Source organism: Lentibacillus sp. CBA3610 (assembly GCF_013373365.1).
Classification (GTDB): Bacteria; Bacillota; Bacilli; order Bacillales; family Amphibacillaceae; genus Lentibacillus.
Genome location: NZ_CP035925.1, coordinates 57,523 through 78,004 on the forward strand (window position 1 = coordinate 57,523; position 20,482 = coordinate 78,004).

Sequence of the window (20,482 nt, forward strand, 5' to 3'; positions counted from 1 at the left end):
CTTCGGGGTGTTGCAATCTTGATTTGATGACTTAGTCTATCATCACTAAGTTCTAAAATCAGAATAGTTGTTATTTTATACCAAAAGCGTGAAAATAGACAATATAAGAATAGACAAGGAGGAATGACATTGGCTGGCAGTTTTTATGAGACAAGTCAGGCGCAGCATTTAAGTAAATTGAAAGATCTTGCGCCGGAGCAGACGAAGGCTTTTGCAGCGTTTAACGATGGTGTTTTCAAGGACGGTGCCCTGACCAAAAAGGAAAAGGAAATCATCGCGGTTACAGTTGCACATGTCACCGAATGTCCGTATTGCATTGATTCGCACACTAAAAAAGCGAAAAAAGAAGGAGCAACACTTGAAGAATTGGTTGAAGGCGTTTATGTGACAACAGCCGTTGAAGCAGGCGGTGCCGTTACACACAGCACCAATATGCATAACACGCTGTCGGATGATGCGGGTGATGTATTGTACGAGCGTTCCAACCTGAAGAATCTCAATCAGCTGGGCAAGCATGCGAAAGATGCATTTCAAGGCTATTCCGGATTCAATGAAGCAGCAATGAAAGAAGGGGAATTGAGTACGAAATTCAAGGAAATCGTCGCAGTGGCTGTCGGTCACGCAACCCTTTGCCCTTATTGCATCGATGTTCATACAAAAAATGCCGATAAGCTGGGCGTATCGAGAGAAGAGCTCAGTGAAGCCGTGTTGGTTGCTTCCGCGATGTTGGCAGGCGGTTCATATGCCCATATGGCGAATATGATTGAGAGTTATGGTGAAGCATAAAGGGGTTTTAACTTGTCAGATGCTGATTGGATGATTCAAAACAGTTATCGGACTTTTAACATAAATAAGTCAACTTTGACCCCGATTTAAAAGCAGAATAGTTGTTTATCAATTTTGAATGGATGACAATGTAAGTAAGAAAAGTATATGATTTAGACAGAAAGGATGGATTGCATGAAAGTTCTTGTCGCTGGGGCGAACGGTCAAATTGGAAAACATCTCGTGACATTTATTCAGAACAGCGATGGTCTGAATGCGAAGGCAATGATTCGCAATGAAGAGCAGGCGTCCTTTTTTGAAGACTTGGGTGCGGAAACGGCTATCGTGGATCTCGAAAAAGATATCGACGCGATTGCGGAAGCTGCTGAAGGCGTCGATGCGATTGTATTCACTGCAGGTTCCGGGGGACATACAGGAAAAGACAAAACGATTATGGTGGATTTGGATGGGGCTGTTAAAACAATTAAAGCGGCAAAAACTGCCGGTGTGAAGCGGTTTGTTATGATCAGCTCATTTGATACCACACGTGAAGCGATCCAGGAAGCTCCAGAGTCCTTTGCACCGTATGTGGCAGCCAAGCATTATGCGGATGAATGGCTGAAAGACTCTGATTTGAATTATACGATTATCCATCCAGGCCTGTTAACAAATGAAAAAGGGACTGGTCAAGTCAATGCAGGAACCAAAGTTGAAAGGGATGAGATTCCACGGGAGGATATCGCCAGTGTCATCCTTGCAAGTCTGGAAAATAATTCAACGATTGGAAAGGAATTTCAGGTAGTAGGTGGAACGACAGCTATTAAGGAAGCGATTAATTCAATTTAAGTGAAGGGAATAGCTGTTTGACTTGATGGACACTTCACTAATGAGGTGAAGTGTCTTTTTTGTGCCGGTATGTGTTGCAAGTTTTGTGCCTAATCGGAAGTTAAATGAACTTTTTGCCAAACGGTGGGTGCATATATCCAAGGGATTTTGTGCAAGAATTACGGGTTGGGCTGTTTTTAAAATAGAATACGATAATATTGTTAACATGTGGTATAATTAAATATAAGAATTTGTTCATACATAAGGATTGATATAAAATCGAACAGCAAATAATAGAATTGGCAAAATACTATTCTGCCAAACTAGATCAACAGGTTCTCAAAAGAATAAAAGAAATGAAAGATGATAATAAAGTCATTATTTTAGTATATCAGGCTTTAAAGGGTTACAGAAGAAGAAGGTGAAGCAATCGATATATACCCAGAATAAAGGGCGTTTCCTGTATAAATGTGGCTCTTTTCTTGAAGAAGCAACGATTCTTTGTTTTGAACATAAATATGGCGAACGTGCTGAAAAAAAGGTTAGGATACCAAATACGATCGGACAACGGCCAAAAAAGTTCGAGATAGATTGTTTGGTCGGTCAAGATGCCTATGAAATTAAATGGCGTGATGCTACACAGATGGAGACATATACGAAAGGAACATACAAGATTCAGGTCAATCAAAGATAAAGGATATACACACATAGACTAATGTTTTACTATCCAAATCGTAAAACAGGCCGTCAAAATACAACAGGAATTGGAAGCCCTTTACAACGGTGTGGACGGACATTATCATCATGGTGATGGGGCGTGGGATTTTGTTCATAAGGAAACCGGAGTTGATTTAAAAGGAATCCTTTTAAAAATAGTTGGGGAAAATTCGGGATAAAGGAGCGATTTTTTAAATGTCAATATTACTGGGACTGTAAAAAACAAAAATGTCGAAACTGGCAGTGTTGATCTCATTTATTTGGATCCGCCATTACCCAAAAACCAGAAACTGAAAACAGAGATAATGCAAAGGAATATTCATTTAAGATAGCTGGGAGTCGATGAATGATTACTATGTGTTTATTAAGGACAGGCTAATTGAGTGCCATAGGGTCTTAAAAGCAAAGGCAGTCTTTTTACATTGTGACAAGTATGCCTCCCATTATTTAAGAATGGCACTTGATGAAGTTTTCGGGATGGAAAATTTTCAAAGTGAAATCGTATGGTCCTACAAAAGATGGTCTAATTCAAAATCCGGCCTGTTGAATAATCACCAGACCATTTATTTTTATAGTAAAACAAGAAATTTTAAATTTAATAGAATCTATACGAGTTATTCGGAGACAACAAACGTCGATCAAATTCTACAGGAACGTGTCAGAGATGAAAAATAACAGAGTCCAGATACCAAGCAGGATGAAAATGGAAATATACTGTTACTGGGTAAGCAAAAAAGGTGTCCCCTTGTCAGACGTATGGGAAATACATTTTTAAATCCCAAGGCTAAAGAACGTACCGGTTACCCACGCAAAAACAATCCTGTTTGCTGGAACAAATCATCAGAATAGCAAGTGATGAAGGTGATTTGGTATTAGATCCTTTCTGCGAGGGGCGAAACGACTGCAGTAGCGGCTGAATTAATGAATAGACGGTCTATTGGCATTGACGTTTCAACAGGATGCTGTTGAATTAACGAAACAGCGTCTTGAAAATCCGGTTAAAACGTCATCGCATTTGCTGCAAAAAGGTAAAGAGAAATATATCAATAAAACAGATAGGGAACTAGCATTACTAAAGTCAATAGATGCTGTCCCTGTTCAAAGGAATAGCGGAATTGATGGCTTTTTAAGTGAATACTATGAGGATAAACCAGTACCTGTCAAAATACAGTCAGACAATGAAAGTTTGGACGAAGCGATCGAAAAATTACGGCATGCAAGCAAAAAACGAGGTTGTCTTTTAAGTGTCCTGGTCCGGACGAAACATGACCACACACTCTTCATTGATGATATAAAACAAAATAATCATAACAATATCTTAGTTGTCGATAGTTACGACTTGCAGATAAATGACTGGATAGCTGATAATAGGAATACAATCTCTTTTAAATAATGGATGTTCGAAATATAATTGCCGGTAATATTAAGAGTAACCCGAGTCAGCTGGATCATTTTCCACATGACGAACACTCTTTACTTCTGATCCCATTTTAGGCATCTATCGAGGCCTTCCAGCCATCACTATAAAGATGACATCCTGGAATGAACCAGGATGTCATCTAGTTTGGCAATCAAACAGTACTTCTTTTAGCCGATAACCATTTTTCTTTCGTATAGGCCATCTCCCAAAATGCCAGCTCGTATTCTTTCGCCATAACAAATTGCTCCTTGATCTTTTCTTTCTCTTTGTCACTTGCTTCCTCAGCTATCTGGTCCAGCAAATCGATTTGCTCCTGTGTTGATGTTTGGAACCAATCATCAGCATACATGTTGATCCAATTTTGATAGATGGTTTCCCCGGGCTTTGCATCCTGGTTTTTCTTTCCGATATCAGCGTATAGCCAGTAGCACGGAAGCATCGCGGCAACCGTCTGGCCGGTTTGGCCGGAAAGTGCTGCCCTGTACAGATGTGATGTATAGGCATAGGCTGTCGGTGCCGGTTTGAAGTTGTTCATGTCATCCTCGGTGATGTTCAGCAATTCCGCATGTTCGCGGTGAACAGTCAATTCTGCTTCAGCCGTCATTTTGGCTTTTTCCGTAAGCATCGCTGTCACTTGAAAATCATTCGACTGGGCAGCGGCGATGGCATGCACTTTGCCAAAATGCTTCAGATAGTAGATGTCCTGCAGAATATAATACTTAAACGTATCAAGCGGCAGGTCTCCCCGGACAATCCCCTGGACAAACGGATGATTCAGACTCTGTTCCCAGCTTTCTGTCGTTGTTTCACGCAATGACTCCGTAAAACGCATAAAAAATCCTCCCCTTCTTGATTAATGTTGACCCGACACGGGCGCACACGAAGAAAAGGGAGGTCATTAAAAGATAGATCGAACATTTGCACATGCCTAATACTTATGGTTGAATTCGCCTATTTTAAATAATGCTATAATGTCCACTTTCCTCCGCTGGCGCTAACCAGGTCAGGTTCAAAGGGTCTTAGAGTACACTCTAATCTCAGCCTTTAAAAGGCACCCCTAGTGAAATAATGTTGTATTTATATGGTAGCATAACTTATGATGAAAGAAAACAGCCGGCAAAAATAAGGATTAACTTAAAATTTGCAAACGGTATTATTCTTAATAAAATATATCTTGTATTGTATAATTATTAAGTAGGAATTTCTTTATGAAAGAGATTATTTTGCAGAGGGGTGTGCCATACGGTTGGTACGAGTCATTTGTTAAAACTGGGCTTTCACTGATGTGAATTATTTTCTCTTACGTTTAGCTATGCCGGGATTAGTGGAAACTTAATATATATAGAAATTTAAGTAACGATACCTTGAAATACAATCATTGTTGGCATATAATGAAAGTAGAAAGCATAATACTAAAAAGAACCCCGACAGTGGGAGTCGGAGTTCTCTAAGCTACGCCGCAAGAAGTTGCGGTGGAGTGGGTTAGAGGTAGTCCCAACGTGTCCATTTTTTACAGGTGGGATTACTTTCTTAAATCAAAACAATTTAGCGTCATGACCAGCATGAGTAATGACCAAAGCTGATCATGAGCATGATGCCTTGATAAAGCGTAATCAATATAATATATCACTCCTCTCGTTTTGACATATTCCATTGTCAAAGTGACGAGCAGCAAAGGCTCCACCGCCAACTGCTTATGTAGCTCAGTTTTTATTATAGCAAATTATGAATCCTTTTGTAGTTAAAATAGAAGTTAAGGTGAACTTCAACCGCCAAAATAAGGCTACCCAACTATCAATAATGGCTGGCAGCCTTATTGTCATTTAACAAAGCTCAATTATTTAACAAACTCTACAAAAGTTGTATTAATACCAGTGTAGCTTTCTCTTATCTCACCGTCATATTCGACTTTAAATCTTGTCACCGATTTGCCATGCTATATCGCCGGCAACTGAAAGATTCACAGTTGCTTCGCCTCCTGATTTAAGTATATTCACCCTCATCTATTGTAACAAGAGCATTCTGACCATTTATTTCTTCAATGGTTCCTGTGAAAGTTGCTTTGGTTTCACTGTTATCCGTTTTGTCAATATTAGAGGAATCAGAGGAATTACATGCAAATATAAACCGATTAATAAAATTGTGCATAACGCGATAAATGTTTTTCCTCAAGATACACCCCTACAATCATAACCATTCGATCACCGACTTGCCCTGCAGACAAATTGAGGTTTCTCTTTATTTTAAAAACTTGCCAGCATTTCATTAAATTGATCCGCATGCTCCCAGAACATCATATGTCCGCCGAGCACTTCGATTTTTGATTCAGGCGAAACCTTTTTTATATAAGAAGAAGCTGTATCTGCCCAATGTTCTGCAACAACTGTTAAGGTTGGAACGGAATTGCTTAGGGAATGCGTTTCATCTCGGTAATCGGAAAACATACCTGATGCAAAAACGTTCGCCGCAATATAGTATGGTGTTTTGAGCAATTGTTCAACAAGCCAATTCAGTTCTTCTTGCTTTACTTCCCGCTGGATCATGACTTGATTAATATAGTCTGTGATGAATGCCCGCTGACCTTGTGGGTTCCGCAAATGTGACGTATAAATCGCCGCAATATCGTCCAGTGTTCCTTCTACCCAATCATCGCTATGGACAGATAATGATTTCGGCGGCATATCAACTAAAACAGCTGATTTGATATTCTCGTATCCATATTGTTTGAAATACTCCCAGACCGTCAAGCAGCCAAAGGACCACCCGACAAGTGTGACGTTCTCCACATCTAATTGCTTCAAAACTTGGCCAAATCCGTACCATGTGTCACATAATCATTGCCATGTACGGTCAATGTGGATCTCACGTGGCTCCTGGGGTCAAGGACAATGACGTGATTCGTTTTTGAGAAATAGTCCACCTGTTTTGAAATACCTCAGTTGTGAATGTAAAATCCCGGAATAAAAACAATTGGTTCACCCTGTCCAACATCCTGAACGAATAATTCGATTCCAGAATCGATTTCAATGTACTTTCCGTTTACTGACATGACTATCAGCCCCTTAGAGTTATAGTAAGTTGGTACTTATCAGTTTAATCTATTTCCGAAAAGTCCGCAAAATAACAACTCCCGCCACTTGGTTTTCACGTTCACCTGTATAACTACTGCTATCATTTCATCCCAACGTATCAAAAAGCACCTTTCTCACTCCTATAATCGAAACGAACCCGGGAAAAGTGGCATCTTTCGGTTAAAAAAATAAAAAATATTTTTCATTTTGGTGCCCCCAAATGCTAAAATGTTTCGATTAAAGAGGTAAAGGGGGGGCTATTAAGATTTGCTTATGGACATTGTGTGGAATGAGAATGGAAAAGGAAAGATCATAAACAGACAAGCAGTATTGTAAATGCTAAACTAAAATAGACGGTTTTCGCTAAATAAAAATGAACACTTTGGGGCAGTCTTCGTATTGATATTAAAAATGAGTCATTAAGCTGCAGTCGATTTGTCTATCTTGCATATTACAACAACCCACAATCAATAAACCACTCTATACAACCGATCCACTGCCTCAGCGATGTCTTCTTGTTTAATACTGGCAAAGCCAATGACGAGCTGAATATTGCTCGATCTTTTAACCTCACCTTCCAGCATAAACCGTTTTATTGTATAGATTTCCAGTTTCTCTTCTTGTGCTTTTTCATTGATTTTTTCATAGCTTTTTTCTGCATTGAATGTCGCAAGAAAATGGAGACCAGCTGGTACATCTTTTATGTGTATGTTACCTTGAAATTTTAATCGAAGTGCATTAATTAGGTGTTTACGTTTCTTATTATAATGTTGATTCATTCGTTTAATGTGCCTGGCATATTCACCCCTTTGTATAAAGTCATGTAACGTATATAAATGGAGCGAGTTACTTCCCTGAATCCAATCCGAATAATGGTATTTATACTTCTCCAGTAATTTAGGTGGCAATACCATGTAACTGATTCGGAAGCTCGGTAACAGTGTCTTAGAAAAAGTTCCAACATAGATAACACGACGATTTTGATCAAGACTTTGTAAGGAAGGAATGTTATCTGTACCATATTTAAATTCGCTGTCGTAATCATCTTCTATAATATATCGATCTTCTTTCATAGTAGCCCAACTCAATAGTTCAACTCTTCTGGATATTGGCATAATCGCTCCAGTCGGAAATTGATGTGACGGTGTAACAAACAAAAAATCAGGCTTCGTTCTTTTTAGTTCTCCAATATCAATACCTTCTTTGTCTAATTCAATAGGAAGTACATTAAGATTCAAGGTCTTCAGCAATTGAAAAATACGTGAATAGCCCGGGTTTTCGACAGCTATTTTTATGTTTGAAGATTGCATAGCCATTAACTGATGAACTAAAGGCTGAGTGCCGGAGCCGATAACAATTTGCTCAGGTTCACAAGTTACACCGCGCGTTAAAGCAATCATATCCGAAATTGCCCTCCTTACGGTAAAAGGGCCTTGAGGATGTGTGATTTCAGCAAACTCCCTTTTATGCTCCTTGATCGCTTTCTGTTGACTTTTCATCCATTCGTTAAAAGGAAACCTAGAACTATCCGTTGCGATATGAGAGAAAGACAGCCAACCTTTTTTATGGTTGGAAGTTTCTTTTAAATACTTTGGTAATTTATATTCCTTCAGGGAGGGAACGTTAATAAAATGACCAACAGTTTCAACGAAATATCCTTTTCGTTCAATTGTATAAATGTATCCTTCTGCAAGTAATTGATCGTAAGCAGTTGCAACTGAATTGATACTTACCCCCAATTCATTTGCAAGTTGTCTTTTTGATGGCAACTTATCACCTGCAGTAATTTTATGTTCTAAAATGAATCCTTTCAGTCTTTCATAAATTTGCTGATAAATATAATTGGCGTTTTCACTTTGATTGATGTGGAATTTGATCATTTGATTGCCCCCTGGTACCTAAATTTTTTCAATTCTGGTACTTTTCATTATAAAAAGAATATATCATACTAGTCTATAAATTCACAGTATATAGTAAAATGGGGTTCCATTTTGGGAGCCGTTACCACTGATTCAAATCAGTTGCAGGTGAAAAGGTAGAAGTATCTACTTAAGGCTGCCTGTCAGTAATGGTAATTTAAACTTAGCAAAGAGAGCAAAAGAAACCACGATTAAAGATGTAGATTAGAAGTAATGGACCAGTTCTTCAAGTGTAACCGCCGTAGCATCTATCAACCATGGTCTAATAAAAATTGTGTGTATGGATCTTACGAAAGGATTTCAAACATAGATTTTTATTGATCATTAGATTTGGAACAAAATGATGAAAGTTTAAAGTAGCCTTAATTGAAAGAAGGAGGGATATGGAGAAATTGGTACATCAGAAAATGATATCGGTTACATTTGTGGTTTCTAAAATAATAAAAAGGGGAGATATTTGGTGAGTATTGTAAAGAAAGGGCTTATTCTTTTTAGTTTTGTATTTATCGTGTTGATTATCTCAGGGTGCAATTCAGAAAATGCTTCATCTGAAGGTGACACCATTAAAATTGGTGCAGTACTACCAATGACGGGTGGTAATGCAGTGTTTGGGGAAAAATTTGAACAAGCTTATACTATGGCTGCTGAAGAAATTAATGAGGCTGGTGGGGTTAATGGTAAGGAGATAGAGATTGTAATTGAAGATTCTGAGGGAGACGCACAAAATGCTAGGTCTGCGACTGAAAAATTGGTTTCGGACGATGGGATTCTAGCTTTAACAGGTGGACGTTCTTCGGGGGTTACTTTAGTTGAAGCGCAGGTAGCAGAGGAAAATCAAATCCCATACTTAATTGATCATGGATCCAGTGATTTGGCAACTATGGAAGGGTACACATATGTTTATCGTTTAAATCCAACGGCAGGCATGTATCCAAATGCATTATTAGATTATTTTAATGAGAATCCTCCAGAATCTATTGCTCATATCAACGTTGATAATGCTTTTGGAGAAGCAGTTTATGACTATGGTTTACAGGGTTATGTAGAGAACTCGGATGTTGAGTATGAAATGTTCGAATACACTGCAGGGGAATTAGACTTGAAACCGATTATGGAACAGGCAAAAGGTTTGAATCCAGAGGTGGTTTTGATGACTTCAGGGAATGATAATGATGCTGCACAGTTGATGATGGCTGCAAACGAAGCATCCCTCTCACCAGAGTTATTTGTTGGGACAGGTGCTGGGCATTCTATTATGGGGTTTGCAGAGCAGGCAGGTGATTTATCTGAAACGGTTTTAACAGCAGGGCCATGGCACGGTGATAAAAACGACGAAGAGTACCAAGCTTTTTTCGATAAATTTACTGAAACTTATGGTAATGAACCGGGAGAACATGAAATTGAGGGTTATACAGCAATATATGTCTTAGCCGATGCTTTTGAAAGAGCGGAAGAGCTTAACAGAGAAAGTGTGTTATCTGCTTTGGATAGTACAGATTTGGATACAATTTTTGGACCAATTAAATTTGAGGATTTTGACGGCTATACAAATCAAAACAGAGCCATTACGGATGTTTCACAGTGGATTAATGGAAAAATGGTTACAGTTTACCCGGAAGATCAGGCACAGCAAGAATTAGTACCATTTCAAGGTTGGGATTAAAAACAAAACTGGAGAAGGCGAATCCTTCTCCAGTTTATAGCAAATTATTCTAGGAGGACCATTATGGTACAAACATTATTTGACGGACTAATGATTGGTGGAGTATATGCCATAATAGCACTTGGCTTGACTCTAATATTTGGAGTTATGCGTGTGATTAATATGGCACATGGTGAATTTGTAATGATAGGTATGTTTGTAAGCTACTTTCTCTTTACCAGTATAGGATTGGATCCATTTATAAGTATTATTATTTCTGCACCTGCTTGTTTTCTTGTAGGTTATCTCTTATACCGGTTTTTTGTAGAAAAAGCTAAAGAGGGTGGAGAGGAGAATACCCTTTTATTGACCGCTGGCGCAAGTATTTTTTTAATTAACTTTATGGCACTTCCATTTCTTTTGGGACCGAATTTCTCTAGGTTAACAGGAGATAATTTGTTCTGGCAAAACAACGTGCTTAATATAGGGAGTGTTTCATTTAATTCTGCTTTATTAATGGGATTTTTTGTTACAGGTATATTAATATGTCTCCTACACTTATTTTTAACTAAAACAGATATAGGACTGGCAATGAGAGCTTCGGCACAAGAGCCACAAGCGGCACAAATCGTTGGTATAAATGTTTCATCTATTTCAGGTTTAACATTTGGCTTAGGTGCAGCTTTTGCGGGGGTTGCAGGAAGTATCCTGGCTACAACATACCCTATTTATGCTAGTATTGGATCACTTTATCTAGTGAAATCGTTTATCATTGTTGTTTTGGGAGGGATGGGTAGCATTCCTGGAGCTGCTATTGGAGGATTAATACTAGGGGTAACTGAAAGTTTTGGAGCTACTTATATTCCTGGGGGGACGGGTTATAGAGATGTGTTTGGGCTCATAATATTTTTAATAGTTCTATTATACAGGCCCCAAGGATTATTTGGGAAAGGAGTGTAATTGATGAAACCTGTCATTTATGTAATGATCGTAACCGGTATAATTGCTGTTATTGTTCCTTTATTTGCAGATTTATATTTGTATTCTATATTAACAACCGTCTTAATTTGGATTATGCTCGGGCAGGCATGGAATCTTCTAGGTGGATTCACGGGGCAAATCTCCTTTGGTCATGCGATGTTTCTAGCAATTGGAGCATATAGTTCTATGATTATCACCAATAGCCTTAATTTAGATATGATTCTAACTTTGTTGGTTGGAGGTTTATTTGCTGGGCTATTTTCTTTTCCATTAGGTTTATTGATCTTTAGATTAAAAGGGCCATACTTTGCACTTGCTACATTGGCGTTTGCTGAAATACTACATATTGTTGCAAGAAATTGGAAAGGGCTTACTAATGGTGGAGAGGGAATGATGCTTTCGAATAATGCAACTTTCTTAGGGATTGAAATATTCTCAAATGACGAATATTTCTTTGTAGCTTTGTTATTAGCTGCTATAGTATCTTTGTCCTGTTATTATCTTATGAAAACTAAAGCAGGTTACAGTTTTATTGCAATTCGGGAGAATCAGGATGCAGCAGAAGCAATGGGCATTAACTCAACTAGGACTAAGAGTACAGCTCTTTTTTTCAGTGCATTTTTAGCTGGAGTTGCTGGAGGATTCTATGGGCTTTATAACAAATTTATTGATCCTGAAATGACATTAACCGTTCATATGTCAGCAGAAATGATATTTGTAACTGTATTGGGTGGGATTGGAACAATACTCGGTCCTGTTATAGGGTCCACAATTTTAATTACTCTTCAGGAATATTTAAAAGAAGTGCCAATGTTCCAATCTTTTTCATCTCTTTATTTAGTAATCTATGGATTATTTATTATGATTATCATTGTATACCTTCCTGGTGGTATTATAGATGGAATCAAAAAAATACGTCAATATTTTTCGAAAGGAGGAGATGAGAGTGACTATTCTAAAAGTGGATAATTTGAGTAAAAAATTCGGTGGATTAAATGCTGTTAAAAATGTCTCTTTTTCAGTTGGAAAAGGAGAGATTTTGGGATTAATTGGGCCGAATGGAGCTGGAAAAACAACATGTTTTAATATGATTGCTGGGGTATTCTCTCAATCAGAAGGAAAAATTATTTTTGAAGGGAAGGAAATTAACGGAAATCCACCTTATGTTTTAAATAATCGTGGTCTTGCCCGTACTTTTCAGATTGTAAAACCTCTTGCAAAATTAAGTGTTTTCGATAACCTTATGGTTGCATGTCTTTCGAAAAGTAAAAATATAAAGGATGCCAGAAAAAAGGCGAAGGAAGTCATAACAAAAACTAATCTCGAGGAATTAAAAAATACTACGGCAGGATCACTTTCTATTGGAAACCTGAAGCGTCTTGAAGTTGCACGTGCACTCGCAACTGATCCGACACTTTTGTTAATGGATGAACCAATGGGTGGTTTAACACCTTCTGAAGTGGATGGATCTATTCAACTGATCAAAGATATAAATAAAGAAGGCGTTACTATTGTACTGGTTGAACATATTATGAAAGCAGTAATGGCGGTATCAGATTCTATAATCGTCCTTCAAAATGGTAGTCTGATTTCTAAAGGTGAACCTAATGATGTAGTAAATGATAAAAATGTTATAAAAGCGTATTTGGGGGATGAGTATGTTAAAAGTTAAACAATTAAACAGTTTTTATGGAAAAATACAAACAGTCTGGAACTTGTCATTAGAGATTGACGAAGGAGAAATTATTGCCATTATAGGGGCAAATGGAGCAGGAAAAACAACAATTTTAAAATCAATTGTGGGATTAGTCGAAAAAACAGGCGCCATTGAATTTGAAGGAAAAAACATTTCATCAGTTTCTGCGCATAAAATGGTACAAATGGGGATATCGTATGTTCCAGAAGGAAGAAAAGTTTTCCCAGAAATGTCCGTTCGGGAAAATCTAATCTTAGGTAGTTATAACAAAAGGGCAAAATTAGAGAGAAGTAATTCTCTTGAATATGTACTTGATATTTTTCCAAGATTAAAAGAAAGAATTGACCATTTGGCCGGGAATTTATCTGGTGGAGAACAACAAATGCTAGCTATTGGGAGGGGGTTGATGGCTAGGCCTAAACTAATTCTATTAGATGAACCATCCTTAGGTATAGCGCCCGTTTTAACCGATGAAATTTTTAGAAATATAGAGGAGATAAAAAAGGAAACAACAATTGTACTTGTTGAACAACATGTTCACAGGGCATTAGCAATCTGCGACAGGGGATATGTAGTAGAAACAGGTCAAATTCATCTTACTGGTACAAGAGATGAATTAGAAACAAGTGAAGATATTAAAGAGGCTTATCTGGGAATATAAATAGCTTAATTGAAATCAAGAATAAAGTTTTATGGCTCAACACCAAAATCTATGGTTGAAGCAGTCTCTTGCATGTAAGCTAAGTTACACTCGACTAAGATACGATCTTTGTATACATTCCGATTACGAGTGAAACAATGGCGCCGTTGTAAAGCTTTTATTTTATTATGGCGTCCTTTCACAACCGCATTTATAAATCGCAGTCGATGATAGTTGATAATTTCTGTCTCCCAGTTCTGAATGGTTTTGATACAGGTTCAACGGCTGCATGGTTATTGTAACGAATTGATCTTTTGTATTTTCTTTAAATATAAGGGTTTATGCTTTTTCGCAGAGTAAATAACATCGTAATTATTACCATTTTTAACAAAAGGACATTCATTTATGAACTAGAAAAATTTACTATGCTTTAAAAGGCCTCGATACTTTATATCGCTTAAATTAAAATATAAGGTGTCTTTTTGGAAAACATGATGGATACGTCAATAATTTTTGTATTACTCAAATTAGATTTAATTCCATGAATTATTTATATTTTAAGGTAATTTTGGTAGTGTGGGAGACAGGATAAGAGTTAAAATAGAAATAGTGAAAGCTGGGAGGTGATAACATTGGTAAAATGAAATAGTCCACTTCCAAATGAACGATTCGTCTTTTTACCATGTCGGATACCTTGATTTATGATACAAATCCAGGTGACGGCCAAAATTGATCCACATCAGCATTATTACGCAAATTACTAGCTATTAACATAAGGAGGATTTAACCATAATGAGCATGTCATTGAAAATAGGTGACACAACTGAGCAAATTCGTGAACGGTTGAATAATGACGCTGAGTTTGCCTTAAAAGCACGGAAGTGGGAAGGTAGCTTCAAAATTATCATTGGTGAAGAAACCTACGTATTTCAAATGCATGAGGGTGATATTGAGCGCATCAAACACAACCCTCCCTTGTTTACTGAATGTGATTTCTTGATTTACGCCCCAACTGAGGATTGGGATAAGATTTTAGGAGATAACCCTCCACCATTCTATCAAGATATTTTTTCAGCATGGCTTCATCACGATGTAACAATTGAGGGAGACTTAGAACAGTTCTTTGGTTTTCACATGGCGCTTCGTCGTCTGTTTCAAATGGCTCGCAACAGCAAATAATAAAGAAAGGGGATAATATCATGTCAAAGAAAACCAACATAACCGGAAGATATGTATTCATAGAAGTCGAAGGAATTGAATATAGGGTTTACTTCGAAGAAAGTGGCGAAGGAATACCAATATTATGTCAACATACTGCCGGATCTGACGGTCGTCAATATCGTCATATCTTAGATGACCCTGACGTTACTAAGAACTTCCGGGTCATTGCCTATGATCTTCCCTATCATGGAAAATCACTTCCCCCTGAAGGAGTAGAATGGTGGAAAGAAGAATATAAGCTTACCGAAAGCTTTTTCAGGGAATTCGTAATTAATTTAAGTCATGAATTAGGACTTGACGAACCTGTGTTCATGGGGTGTTCGATGGGCGGTCATTTAGCCGCTGATCTTGCCTTAAACCATCCTGATGAATTTAGAGCTTGTATTGCCCTTGAAGGTGCTATGGAAAGCCACGATATACAGGATATTATGCCGTGGTGGCATCATCCTCGTCTTAGCAATGACTCAAAACCCAGCTTGATGTACACGATGATGGCTCCACAGAGTCCAGATGCAAACAAGAACGAAACTATTTGGATGTATAGTCAAGGCGCTCCTCCAGTATTTTACGGTGATCTCAACTATTACGGAATTGACTACGACACTACGGAGACCGCCAGAAACATCGATACTAATAAGGTTGCCCTTCATATTTTGAGTGGGGAATACGATTGGTCGGCCACCCCTGAGAAGTGTAAATTACTGCATGAGCAAGTTCCAGGATCAACTTATACACAGATGGATGAGGTTGGGCATTTTCCGATGTCTGAAAACCCAGCAAAGTTCAAGACCTATTTGCTACCGGTATTGGATAAATTACTAAACGAATCATAATTGCGATAGAGAACGGCGATTCCATTTATACTCCTTTTAAATTTATTCAAGTATACAGTTTAGTAGGCAGACGAGATCCCGCAAGCTCCTTTGCGGGATTTTTGTGTACAGGTAATGTTATCTTAACCGCAATCGGTTCATTATGTCGTTGAAGAAACATATTGAATTCTTAAAGCTTACATACCACGTTATTTTTGATTATCTCTTTCAGAATGGTTTAACTGATAAATTAGAGTAAATAGTTCCTTGAAGAAGTCTGATTGGCATTTTTTGTTAACCCGCCTGGAATGACAAAAAATTTTTTCATTATTTAAACACCCTTTGTTCCCCTTAAATAAAATGTTTCAGGATGGAGGAGCTAAAAGAAGATTAATATAAGGTAAGAGTTGGTAAGATATTATTTATTTAAATTACTGACTCATTCAAATAATTAGAATAAAATTGGATATAGGATAAAAATATACATTTAGACTACGGTAAAAGTCAAGTAGTTGGTGTTAAAAATTTATGAACCGTAATTTGCATTTTGGGGTATATGAAAACCGGCTCTACCTAAAAGGCAGGAATCATATGGAAAACCTTAAATTTATGGAACAAATTACTGTATCAACACGTCTTCATTTGTATAATAATTTATAAACAGCCAGATGTGAACTGAGCGTCATAAAGAACTATTATATGACAGAGCTGGTATTGAAGGACTCCCATAGATTTTACGCAGATTCTGTTGTATATTGATCATATACATGTAAGGGGTAACATACGTTCAAAAATCTGGTTTAATGCCAAAGTCATGGCATAAAACTTCAAGGTAAGGTTGTTTTCTACGAAATTTGATTTTATACATAATTAAATTTTGTGGAAAAGCAATAGTGACATTGAATACTTTTATTTTGACATGGTTAACAAGACGAAATAATTCACTACGCTTAAACATATTATGAATACACGTAGGAAATGCATAGACTTTTGGACTCATACTTTTGTATCCTATTTTTCTCGGAAACATTCAGAGATTTACTGATTCAGAAAATACATAATAAAAAATTAAATTTTAATATTGGGTTTACAAACTTTCTGAAGTTTGCTAAAATAAATTGTATCCAATCTACAAAATCCAAGAATTATGAAATCGCTTTCGTAAATTGAGTATTGAAAGTAGAGGTGATATTATGAGTGATTTTGGCAGTTGATATCGGGTAAAGAAACTATTAAAAACTTATATGGAAAGATGACAGTTTTGATGTAGCTAAATTGACTGACGAGCAAAGAAAAAGCAGTTAAGGGAGAATCCAATGAAATATCTGACGGAATTGATAACGGAGTTCATGCCTTAAGAATAATCTTCGGTGGTGTATCAGGTGTAAATAATATCTTTATTTTGCCCTTGATTGTTGAGCATGCTCTTAAGATTCTGGATTTTATTAGTTAATTATTAAGTACACCGTTTTGGTGGAAAAACAGTTTGGAGTGAAAATAGTGTTGGAATTAAAAATGTTTATAAATGGTGAATGGGTAGATAGTGAATCAAACGATATAATAAAATCTGTTAATCCTGCAAATATGAGGGAAATTGCTAATTTCCCCCGAGGTAATGAGCAAGATATAAATAAAGCTGTCAAGTCTGCCAAAGAGGCTTTTGAATCAGTTGAATGGAAAGAGATGGTGTATGCTGAGCGGGGAAGAAAGTTACTTCATATGGCTGATCTTATTAGGGAAAATAAAGAGCACTTAGCTGAACTAGAGACTGAAGATATGGGGAAACCGTTGACCCAAGCCAGAACCGATGTTGAAGTGGCTGCCAGATATTTCGAGTATTTTGGGGGTGCAGCTGATAAAATTTTGGGTGAAACAATTCCCATCAACCCTGAAATGTTAGATTATACAGTACGTGAACCGTTTGGGGTTACCGCACATATAGTGCCTTGGAATTATCCGATTCAAATGACAGCACGGAGTCTAGCTCCAGCATTGGCTGCTGGGAATACAGCTGTGGTTAAACCCGCTGAAGATACATCTGTTACATCGCTTCATCTCGCAAAACTCAGTGAAAAAGCGGGTTTTCCTAAAGGGGTTATTAATATAATAACAGGTTATGGGGGAGAAGCTGGTTCGGCTTTGTCATCACATACGGATATTGATCATATAACGTTCACGGGTTCAGTTCCTACTGGTTCTTCAGTGATGAAAAATGCAGCTGAAAATATAAAATCTTTAACATTGGAGTTGGGTGGCAAATCGCCAAACATTGTATTTGAGGATGCAGAATTTGAAGAGACAGCTCAATGGGTAGTCAAAACCTTGATTCAAAATGGTGGTCAAACATGTACAGCGGGTACAAGGTTAATTATCGAGGAAGGTATAAAGAATAAGTTCTTAGATAGAGTAAGTGAAATAATGAAAAATATCACTGTAGGCCCTGGTTTGGATGATTATGATATGGGCCCTATTGTTTCTGAAAAACAAATTAAAAATTTAGAGAAATATATGGATATTGCAAAAGAAGAGGGAACTAAAATTCTACAAGGCGGTAACCGTAAAAAAAATATGCCAAGCAATCTATTTTTTGAACCTACGATTGTGGTGCCGGATTCTGAAAAAAGTCGATTAGCTCAGGAAGAACTGTTCGGTCCGATAGTCACTGTTTTAACATTTGAGTCTAAGGAGGAGGCATTGGCATTGGCTAACAGTACTGAGTACGGACTAGTTACCGGTATTTGGACAAAGAATATAGATAAAGCACTTTGGTTATCTTCCAGAGTAAAATCAGGCCAAGTTTTCATTAATAATTATGGAGCTGGTGGTGGAGTAGAAATGCCATTTGGTGGTCAAGGTAAGAGCGGTTTTGGAAGGGAGAAAGGCCTTGAGTCGCTTAAGCATTATACACAAGTCAAGAATGTAGCAATAAAGATTAAAAATTAATGAAATAATCGAATGATTTTTTCGGAAAAAATGCCAAGCTTGTATCAATATGATAGGAACATTGTTGTTAAAGGTTATTGAAAGCGCATTCCTAGTAAGTGCGAATATTATAGAGGGAGGAAATAAATATGCAAGGAAAAGTAGCGGAAATGAAACAACCCGAAGTAATGGCCTTTGAAAATTATGAATTACCCACTCCTGAAAAGGGATCAATCCTGCTAAAGGTTAGACGATCAAATGTGTGTGGTTCCGAGATACACATATGGAGAGGGGAGCATCCTACAAAGAAAGCAGGAGTACTTGGTCATGAAATGGTAGGAGAAGTAATAAGTGTAGGAGAAGGCGTAGATACTGACTTTGCAGGAGCCAAACTGGATATTGGTGATAGGGTCGCATCAACATATTTCCAGGTATGCCGAAAATGTAAGATGTGTCAAAAGGGTGCATTTAATTTATGTGAAAATGCGTATGAGTTCTGGAATAAACCGGCTGAAGAATCACCACATTTTCATGGTAGTTTCGCTACTCATTATTATGTTCATCCTGATTTCTATTTTTATAAAGTTCCTGAAAATGTGCCAGATGTTATTGCAGCCAGTGCTAACTGTGCGTTGTCACAAGTCTATTTTGGAATTGAACAGGCTAATCTGCAATATGGCGAAACAATAGTGATTCAAGGGGCTGGCGGCTTAGGATTGAATGCTGCAGCAATTTCAAAAGAAAAAGGGGCAACAGTAATTGTAATTGATGGGGTGGATAATAGGTTGAAGAATGCTTATAAATTTGGTGCAGACTATACTATCGATTTTAAAGAGTATGAAACAGTAGAGAAACGGTCGGAAAGAGTTTATGACCTAACGAATCAAAAAGGTGCTGACGTTGGTATGGAATTAAGCGGAGTCCCCGATGCCTTCAGTGAAGGTGTTCAGTTGGTTGCTGGTAGTGGTAGGTATGTCTCTATTGGTAATGTTTCGCCAGGTAAGTCAACTTCTTTTGACCCAGGCTTACTTACTAGAAAGTCAATCAATATTATCCCAATTGTTCGATATCATCCATGGTACTTGAAGAAATCGTTAGATTTTGTTTCAGACAATATTAATAAATACCCATTCGCAGATATGATTGATGGAGAATTCACATTTGAAGAAATAGAAGCGGCTCTGGATAGCTCTGTTAAAAGAGAAGTCAACCGAGCCTCTATTGTGTTTTAAGGTGAGTACTTAAATGATAATAAATACAATTATGGCTGAACACAAAGAAGGTTTATTTAATTGTTATTATCCTAAATATTATGCGGAATGGTTCATTAAATTTCGTACTCTTTTTGGGATAAGAAGAGAGAAAATCCTTACGTTAGGAGATGGTGTCACAAACCACTCGAGTATAATTGACACAGTACCAGTTTGTGAATCCAAGGAAGTGAAAAATGAGGAATTGATTGCTTATAAAATTGATGAAAATGAGTTTTATAAAAGCAGTTTTGAAGCTTTGAAAAAGTATTTCATTTATCGTCGGAGATCCTGGAAAATCCCAGAATTAAAATGTACAAATATTTCTAAAGTATACATCCCATATCAAATTGAAAACAAAAGACAGACTTTCGGTAAAAAGGAAGTGAGTTATCTATATGAGCCTAGTTCTCAAAGTTATGATAAGTTGAAGAATTATGTTATTATACAAAGTTTTTATAGAGAAAGGGGGGATATAAGTTGAATTTCTTACTCATTATGGCCGTTTGTATACTTGGTACTTGGGTTGGCATGGCAGTCGTTCTTTTTAAAACAAATCTCCTCAAAGATTAACCTTATCTATTTTTGGAATTTTGGTTAT

22 protein-coding genes and 1 riboswitch are annotated in these 20,482 nt (G+C 37.3%); of the genes, 18 read left to right on the plus strand and 4 right to left on the minus strand.

Going from position 1 to position 20,482, the window contains the following annotated elements:
* Positions 1-123 precede the first annotated feature (123 nt).
* The 8 genes from Len3610_RS00355 to Len3610_RS20230 all read left to right on the plus strand — a co-directional run bounded on the left by Len3610_RS00355 (position 124) and on the right by Len3610_RS20230 (position 3,700).
* A complete protein-coding gene (locus Len3610_RS00355) occupies positions 124-786 on the plus strand; it encodes a carboxymuconolactone decarboxylase family protein (protein ID WP_176446201.1) in 663 nt (220 codons plus the stop codon).
* Positions 787-960: 174 nt separating this feature from the next.
* Positions 961-1,611: an SDR family oxidoreductase gene (locus Len3610_RS00360; RefSeq protein ID WP_176446202.1), complete on the plus strand. Its 651-nt coding sequence runs from the start codon at positions 961-963 to the stop codon at positions 1,609-1,611.
* Between the two features lie 269 nt (positions 1,612-1,880).
* The gene (locus Len3610_RS21540; protein ID WP_369693664.1) at positions 1,881-2,015 is read left to right on the plus strand and encodes an ApaLI family restriction endonuclease; all 135 of its coding nucleotides are present in this window, start codon (positions 1,881-1,883) and stop codon (positions 2,013-2,015) included.
* Positions 2,012-2,284, plus strand: coding sequence for an ApaLI family restriction endonuclease (locus tag Len3610_RS20215; RefSeq protein WP_217994046.1), 273 nt, complete (start codon positions 2,012-2,014; stop codon positions 2,282-2,284). Before Len3610_RS21540 ends, Len3610_RS20215 begins: the two co-directional genes overlap by 4 nt.
* A gap of 37 nt (positions 2,285-2,321) precedes the next feature.
* Entirely contained in the window at positions 2,322-2,486 is a 165-nt protein-coding gene (locus Len3610_RS21545) for an ApaLI family restriction endonuclease (RefSeq protein ID WP_369693665.1), read from the plus strand.
* A 163-nt stretch (positions 2,487-2,649) separates the two neighbouring features.
* Entirely contained in the window at positions 2,650-2,982 is a 333-nt protein-coding gene (locus Len3610_RS20225) for a DNA methyltransferase (protein ID WP_217994048.1), read from the plus strand.
* Between the two features lie 149 nt (positions 2,983-3,131).
* Positions 3,132-3,224, plus strand: coding sequence for a hypothetical protein (locus Len3610_RS21550; RefSeq protein WP_369693622.1), 93 nt, complete (start codon positions 3,132-3,134; stop codon positions 3,222-3,224).
* 26 nt (positions 3,225-3,250) lie between these two features.
* Positions 3,251-3,700: a hypothetical protein gene (locus Len3610_RS20230; RefSeq protein ID WP_217994049.1), complete on the plus strand. Its 450-nt coding sequence runs from the start codon at positions 3,251-3,253 to the stop codon at positions 3,698-3,700.
* Between the two features lie 178 nt (positions 3,701-3,878).
* Here the strand turns inward: Len3610_RS20230 and tenA are convergent, their stop codons facing one another.
* The 3 genes from tenA to Len3610_RS00385 all read right to left on the minus strand — a co-directional run bounded on the left by tenA (position 3,879) and on the right by Len3610_RS00385 (position 8,678).
* Positions 3,879-4,559 carry a thiaminase II gene (tenA, locus tag Len3610_RS00375; RefSeq protein ID WP_176446203.1) on the minus strand — a complete coding sequence of 227 codons (681 nt, stop codon included), beginning with the start codon at positions 4,557-4,559 and terminating at the stop codon, positions 3,879-3,881.
* A 131-nt stretch (positions 4,560-4,690) separates the two neighbouring features.
* Positions 4,691-4,796: riboswitch (TPP riboswitch) on the minus strand.
* 1,174 nt (positions 4,797-5,970) lie between these two features.
* Complete coding sequence (locus Len3610_RS00380) at positions 5,971-6,528, minus strand: alpha/beta fold hydrolase (RefSeq protein WP_369693623.1); 558 nt, start codon at positions 6,526-6,528, stop codon at positions 5,971-5,973.
* Between the two features lie 737 nt (positions 6,529-7,265).
* Complete coding sequence (locus tag Len3610_RS00385) at positions 7,266-8,678, minus strand: MocR-like transcriptional regulator GabR (protein ID WP_176446204.1); 1,413 nt, start codon at positions 8,676-8,678, stop codon at positions 7,266-7,268.
* Positions 8,679-9,177: 499 nt separating this feature from the next.
* Between Len3610_RS00385 and Len3610_RS00390 the strand changes: the two genes are divergently transcribed.
* The 5 genes from Len3610_RS00390 (at position 9,178) to Len3610_RS00410 (ending at position 13,697) form a co-directional block, all read left to right on the plus strand.
* Positions 9,178-10,380 carry an ABC transporter substrate-binding protein gene (locus tag Len3610_RS00390; protein WP_176446205.1) on the plus strand — a complete coding sequence of 401 codons (1,203 nt, stop codon included), beginning with the start codon at positions 9,178-9,180 and terminating at the stop codon, positions 10,378-10,380.
* Positions 10,381-10,443: 63 nt separating this feature from the next.
* Positions 10,444-11,319, plus strand: coding sequence for a branched-chain amino acid ABC transporter permease (locus Len3610_RS00395; protein ID WP_176446206.1), 876 nt, complete (start codon positions 10,444-10,446; stop codon positions 11,317-11,319).
* 3 nt (positions 11,320-11,322) lie between these two features.
* A complete protein-coding gene (locus Len3610_RS00400) occupies positions 11,323-12,309 on the plus strand; it encodes a branched-chain amino acid ABC transporter permease (protein WP_176446207.1) in 987 nt (328 codons plus the stop codon).
* On the plus strand, positions 12,287-13,012 hold the full coding sequence (locus Len3610_RS00405) for an ABC transporter ATP-binding protein (RefSeq protein WP_217994050.1): 726 nt from the start codon (positions 12,287-12,289) through the stop codon (positions 13,010-13,012). Before Len3610_RS00400 ends, Len3610_RS00405 begins: the two co-directional genes overlap by 23 nt.
* Entirely contained in the window at positions 12,999-13,697 is a 699-nt protein-coding gene (locus tag Len3610_RS00410; protein WP_217994051.1) for an ABC transporter ATP-binding protein, read from the plus strand. Before Len3610_RS00405 ends, Len3610_RS00410 begins: the two co-directional genes overlap by 14 nt.
* Before the next feature lie 29 nt (positions 13,698-13,726).
* On the opposite strand, the gene Len3610_RS00415 is transcribed toward Len3610_RS00410, so the two are convergent.
* A complete protein-coding gene (locus tag Len3610_RS00415; protein ID WP_176449504.1) occupies positions 13,727-13,948 on the minus strand; it encodes a transposase in 222 nt (73 codons plus the stop codon).
* 520 nt (positions 13,949-14,468) lie between these two features.
* Between Len3610_RS00415 and Len3610_RS00420 the strand changes: the two genes are divergently transcribed.
* From Len3610_RS00420 to Len3610_RS00440, 5 genes are all read left to right on the plus strand, one after another.
* Entirely contained in the window at positions 14,469-14,855 is a 387-nt protein-coding gene (locus tag Len3610_RS00420; RefSeq protein WP_176446209.1) for an SCP2 sterol-binding domain-containing protein, read from the plus strand.
* Between the two features lie 20 nt (positions 14,856-14,875).
* Positions 14,876-15,730, plus strand: a complete 855-nt coding sequence (locus Len3610_RS00425) for an alpha/beta fold hydrolase (RefSeq protein WP_176446210.1) — start codon at positions 14,876-14,878, stop codon at positions 15,728-15,730.
* Between the two features lie 1,479 nt (positions 15,731-17,209).
* Positions 17,210-18,652 carry an aldehyde dehydrogenase family protein gene (locus Len3610_RS00430; RefSeq protein ID WP_176446211.1) on the plus strand — a complete coding sequence of 481 codons (1,443 nt, stop codon included), beginning with the start codon at positions 17,210-17,212 and terminating at the stop codon, positions 18,650-18,652.
* 128 nt (positions 18,653-18,780) lie between these two features.
* Positions 18,781-19,863 carry a zinc-binding dehydrogenase gene (locus Len3610_RS00435; protein ID WP_176446212.1) on the plus strand — a complete coding sequence of 361 codons (1,083 nt, stop codon included), beginning with the start codon at positions 18,781-18,783 and terminating at the stop codon, positions 19,861-19,863.
* Positions 19,864-19,876: 13 nt separating this feature from the next.
* On the plus strand, positions 19,877-20,365 hold the full coding sequence (locus Len3610_RS00440; protein ID WP_176446213.1) for a hypothetical protein: 489 nt from the start codon (positions 19,877-19,879) through the stop codon (positions 20,363-20,365).
* Positions 20,366-20,482 lie beyond the last annotated feature (117 nt).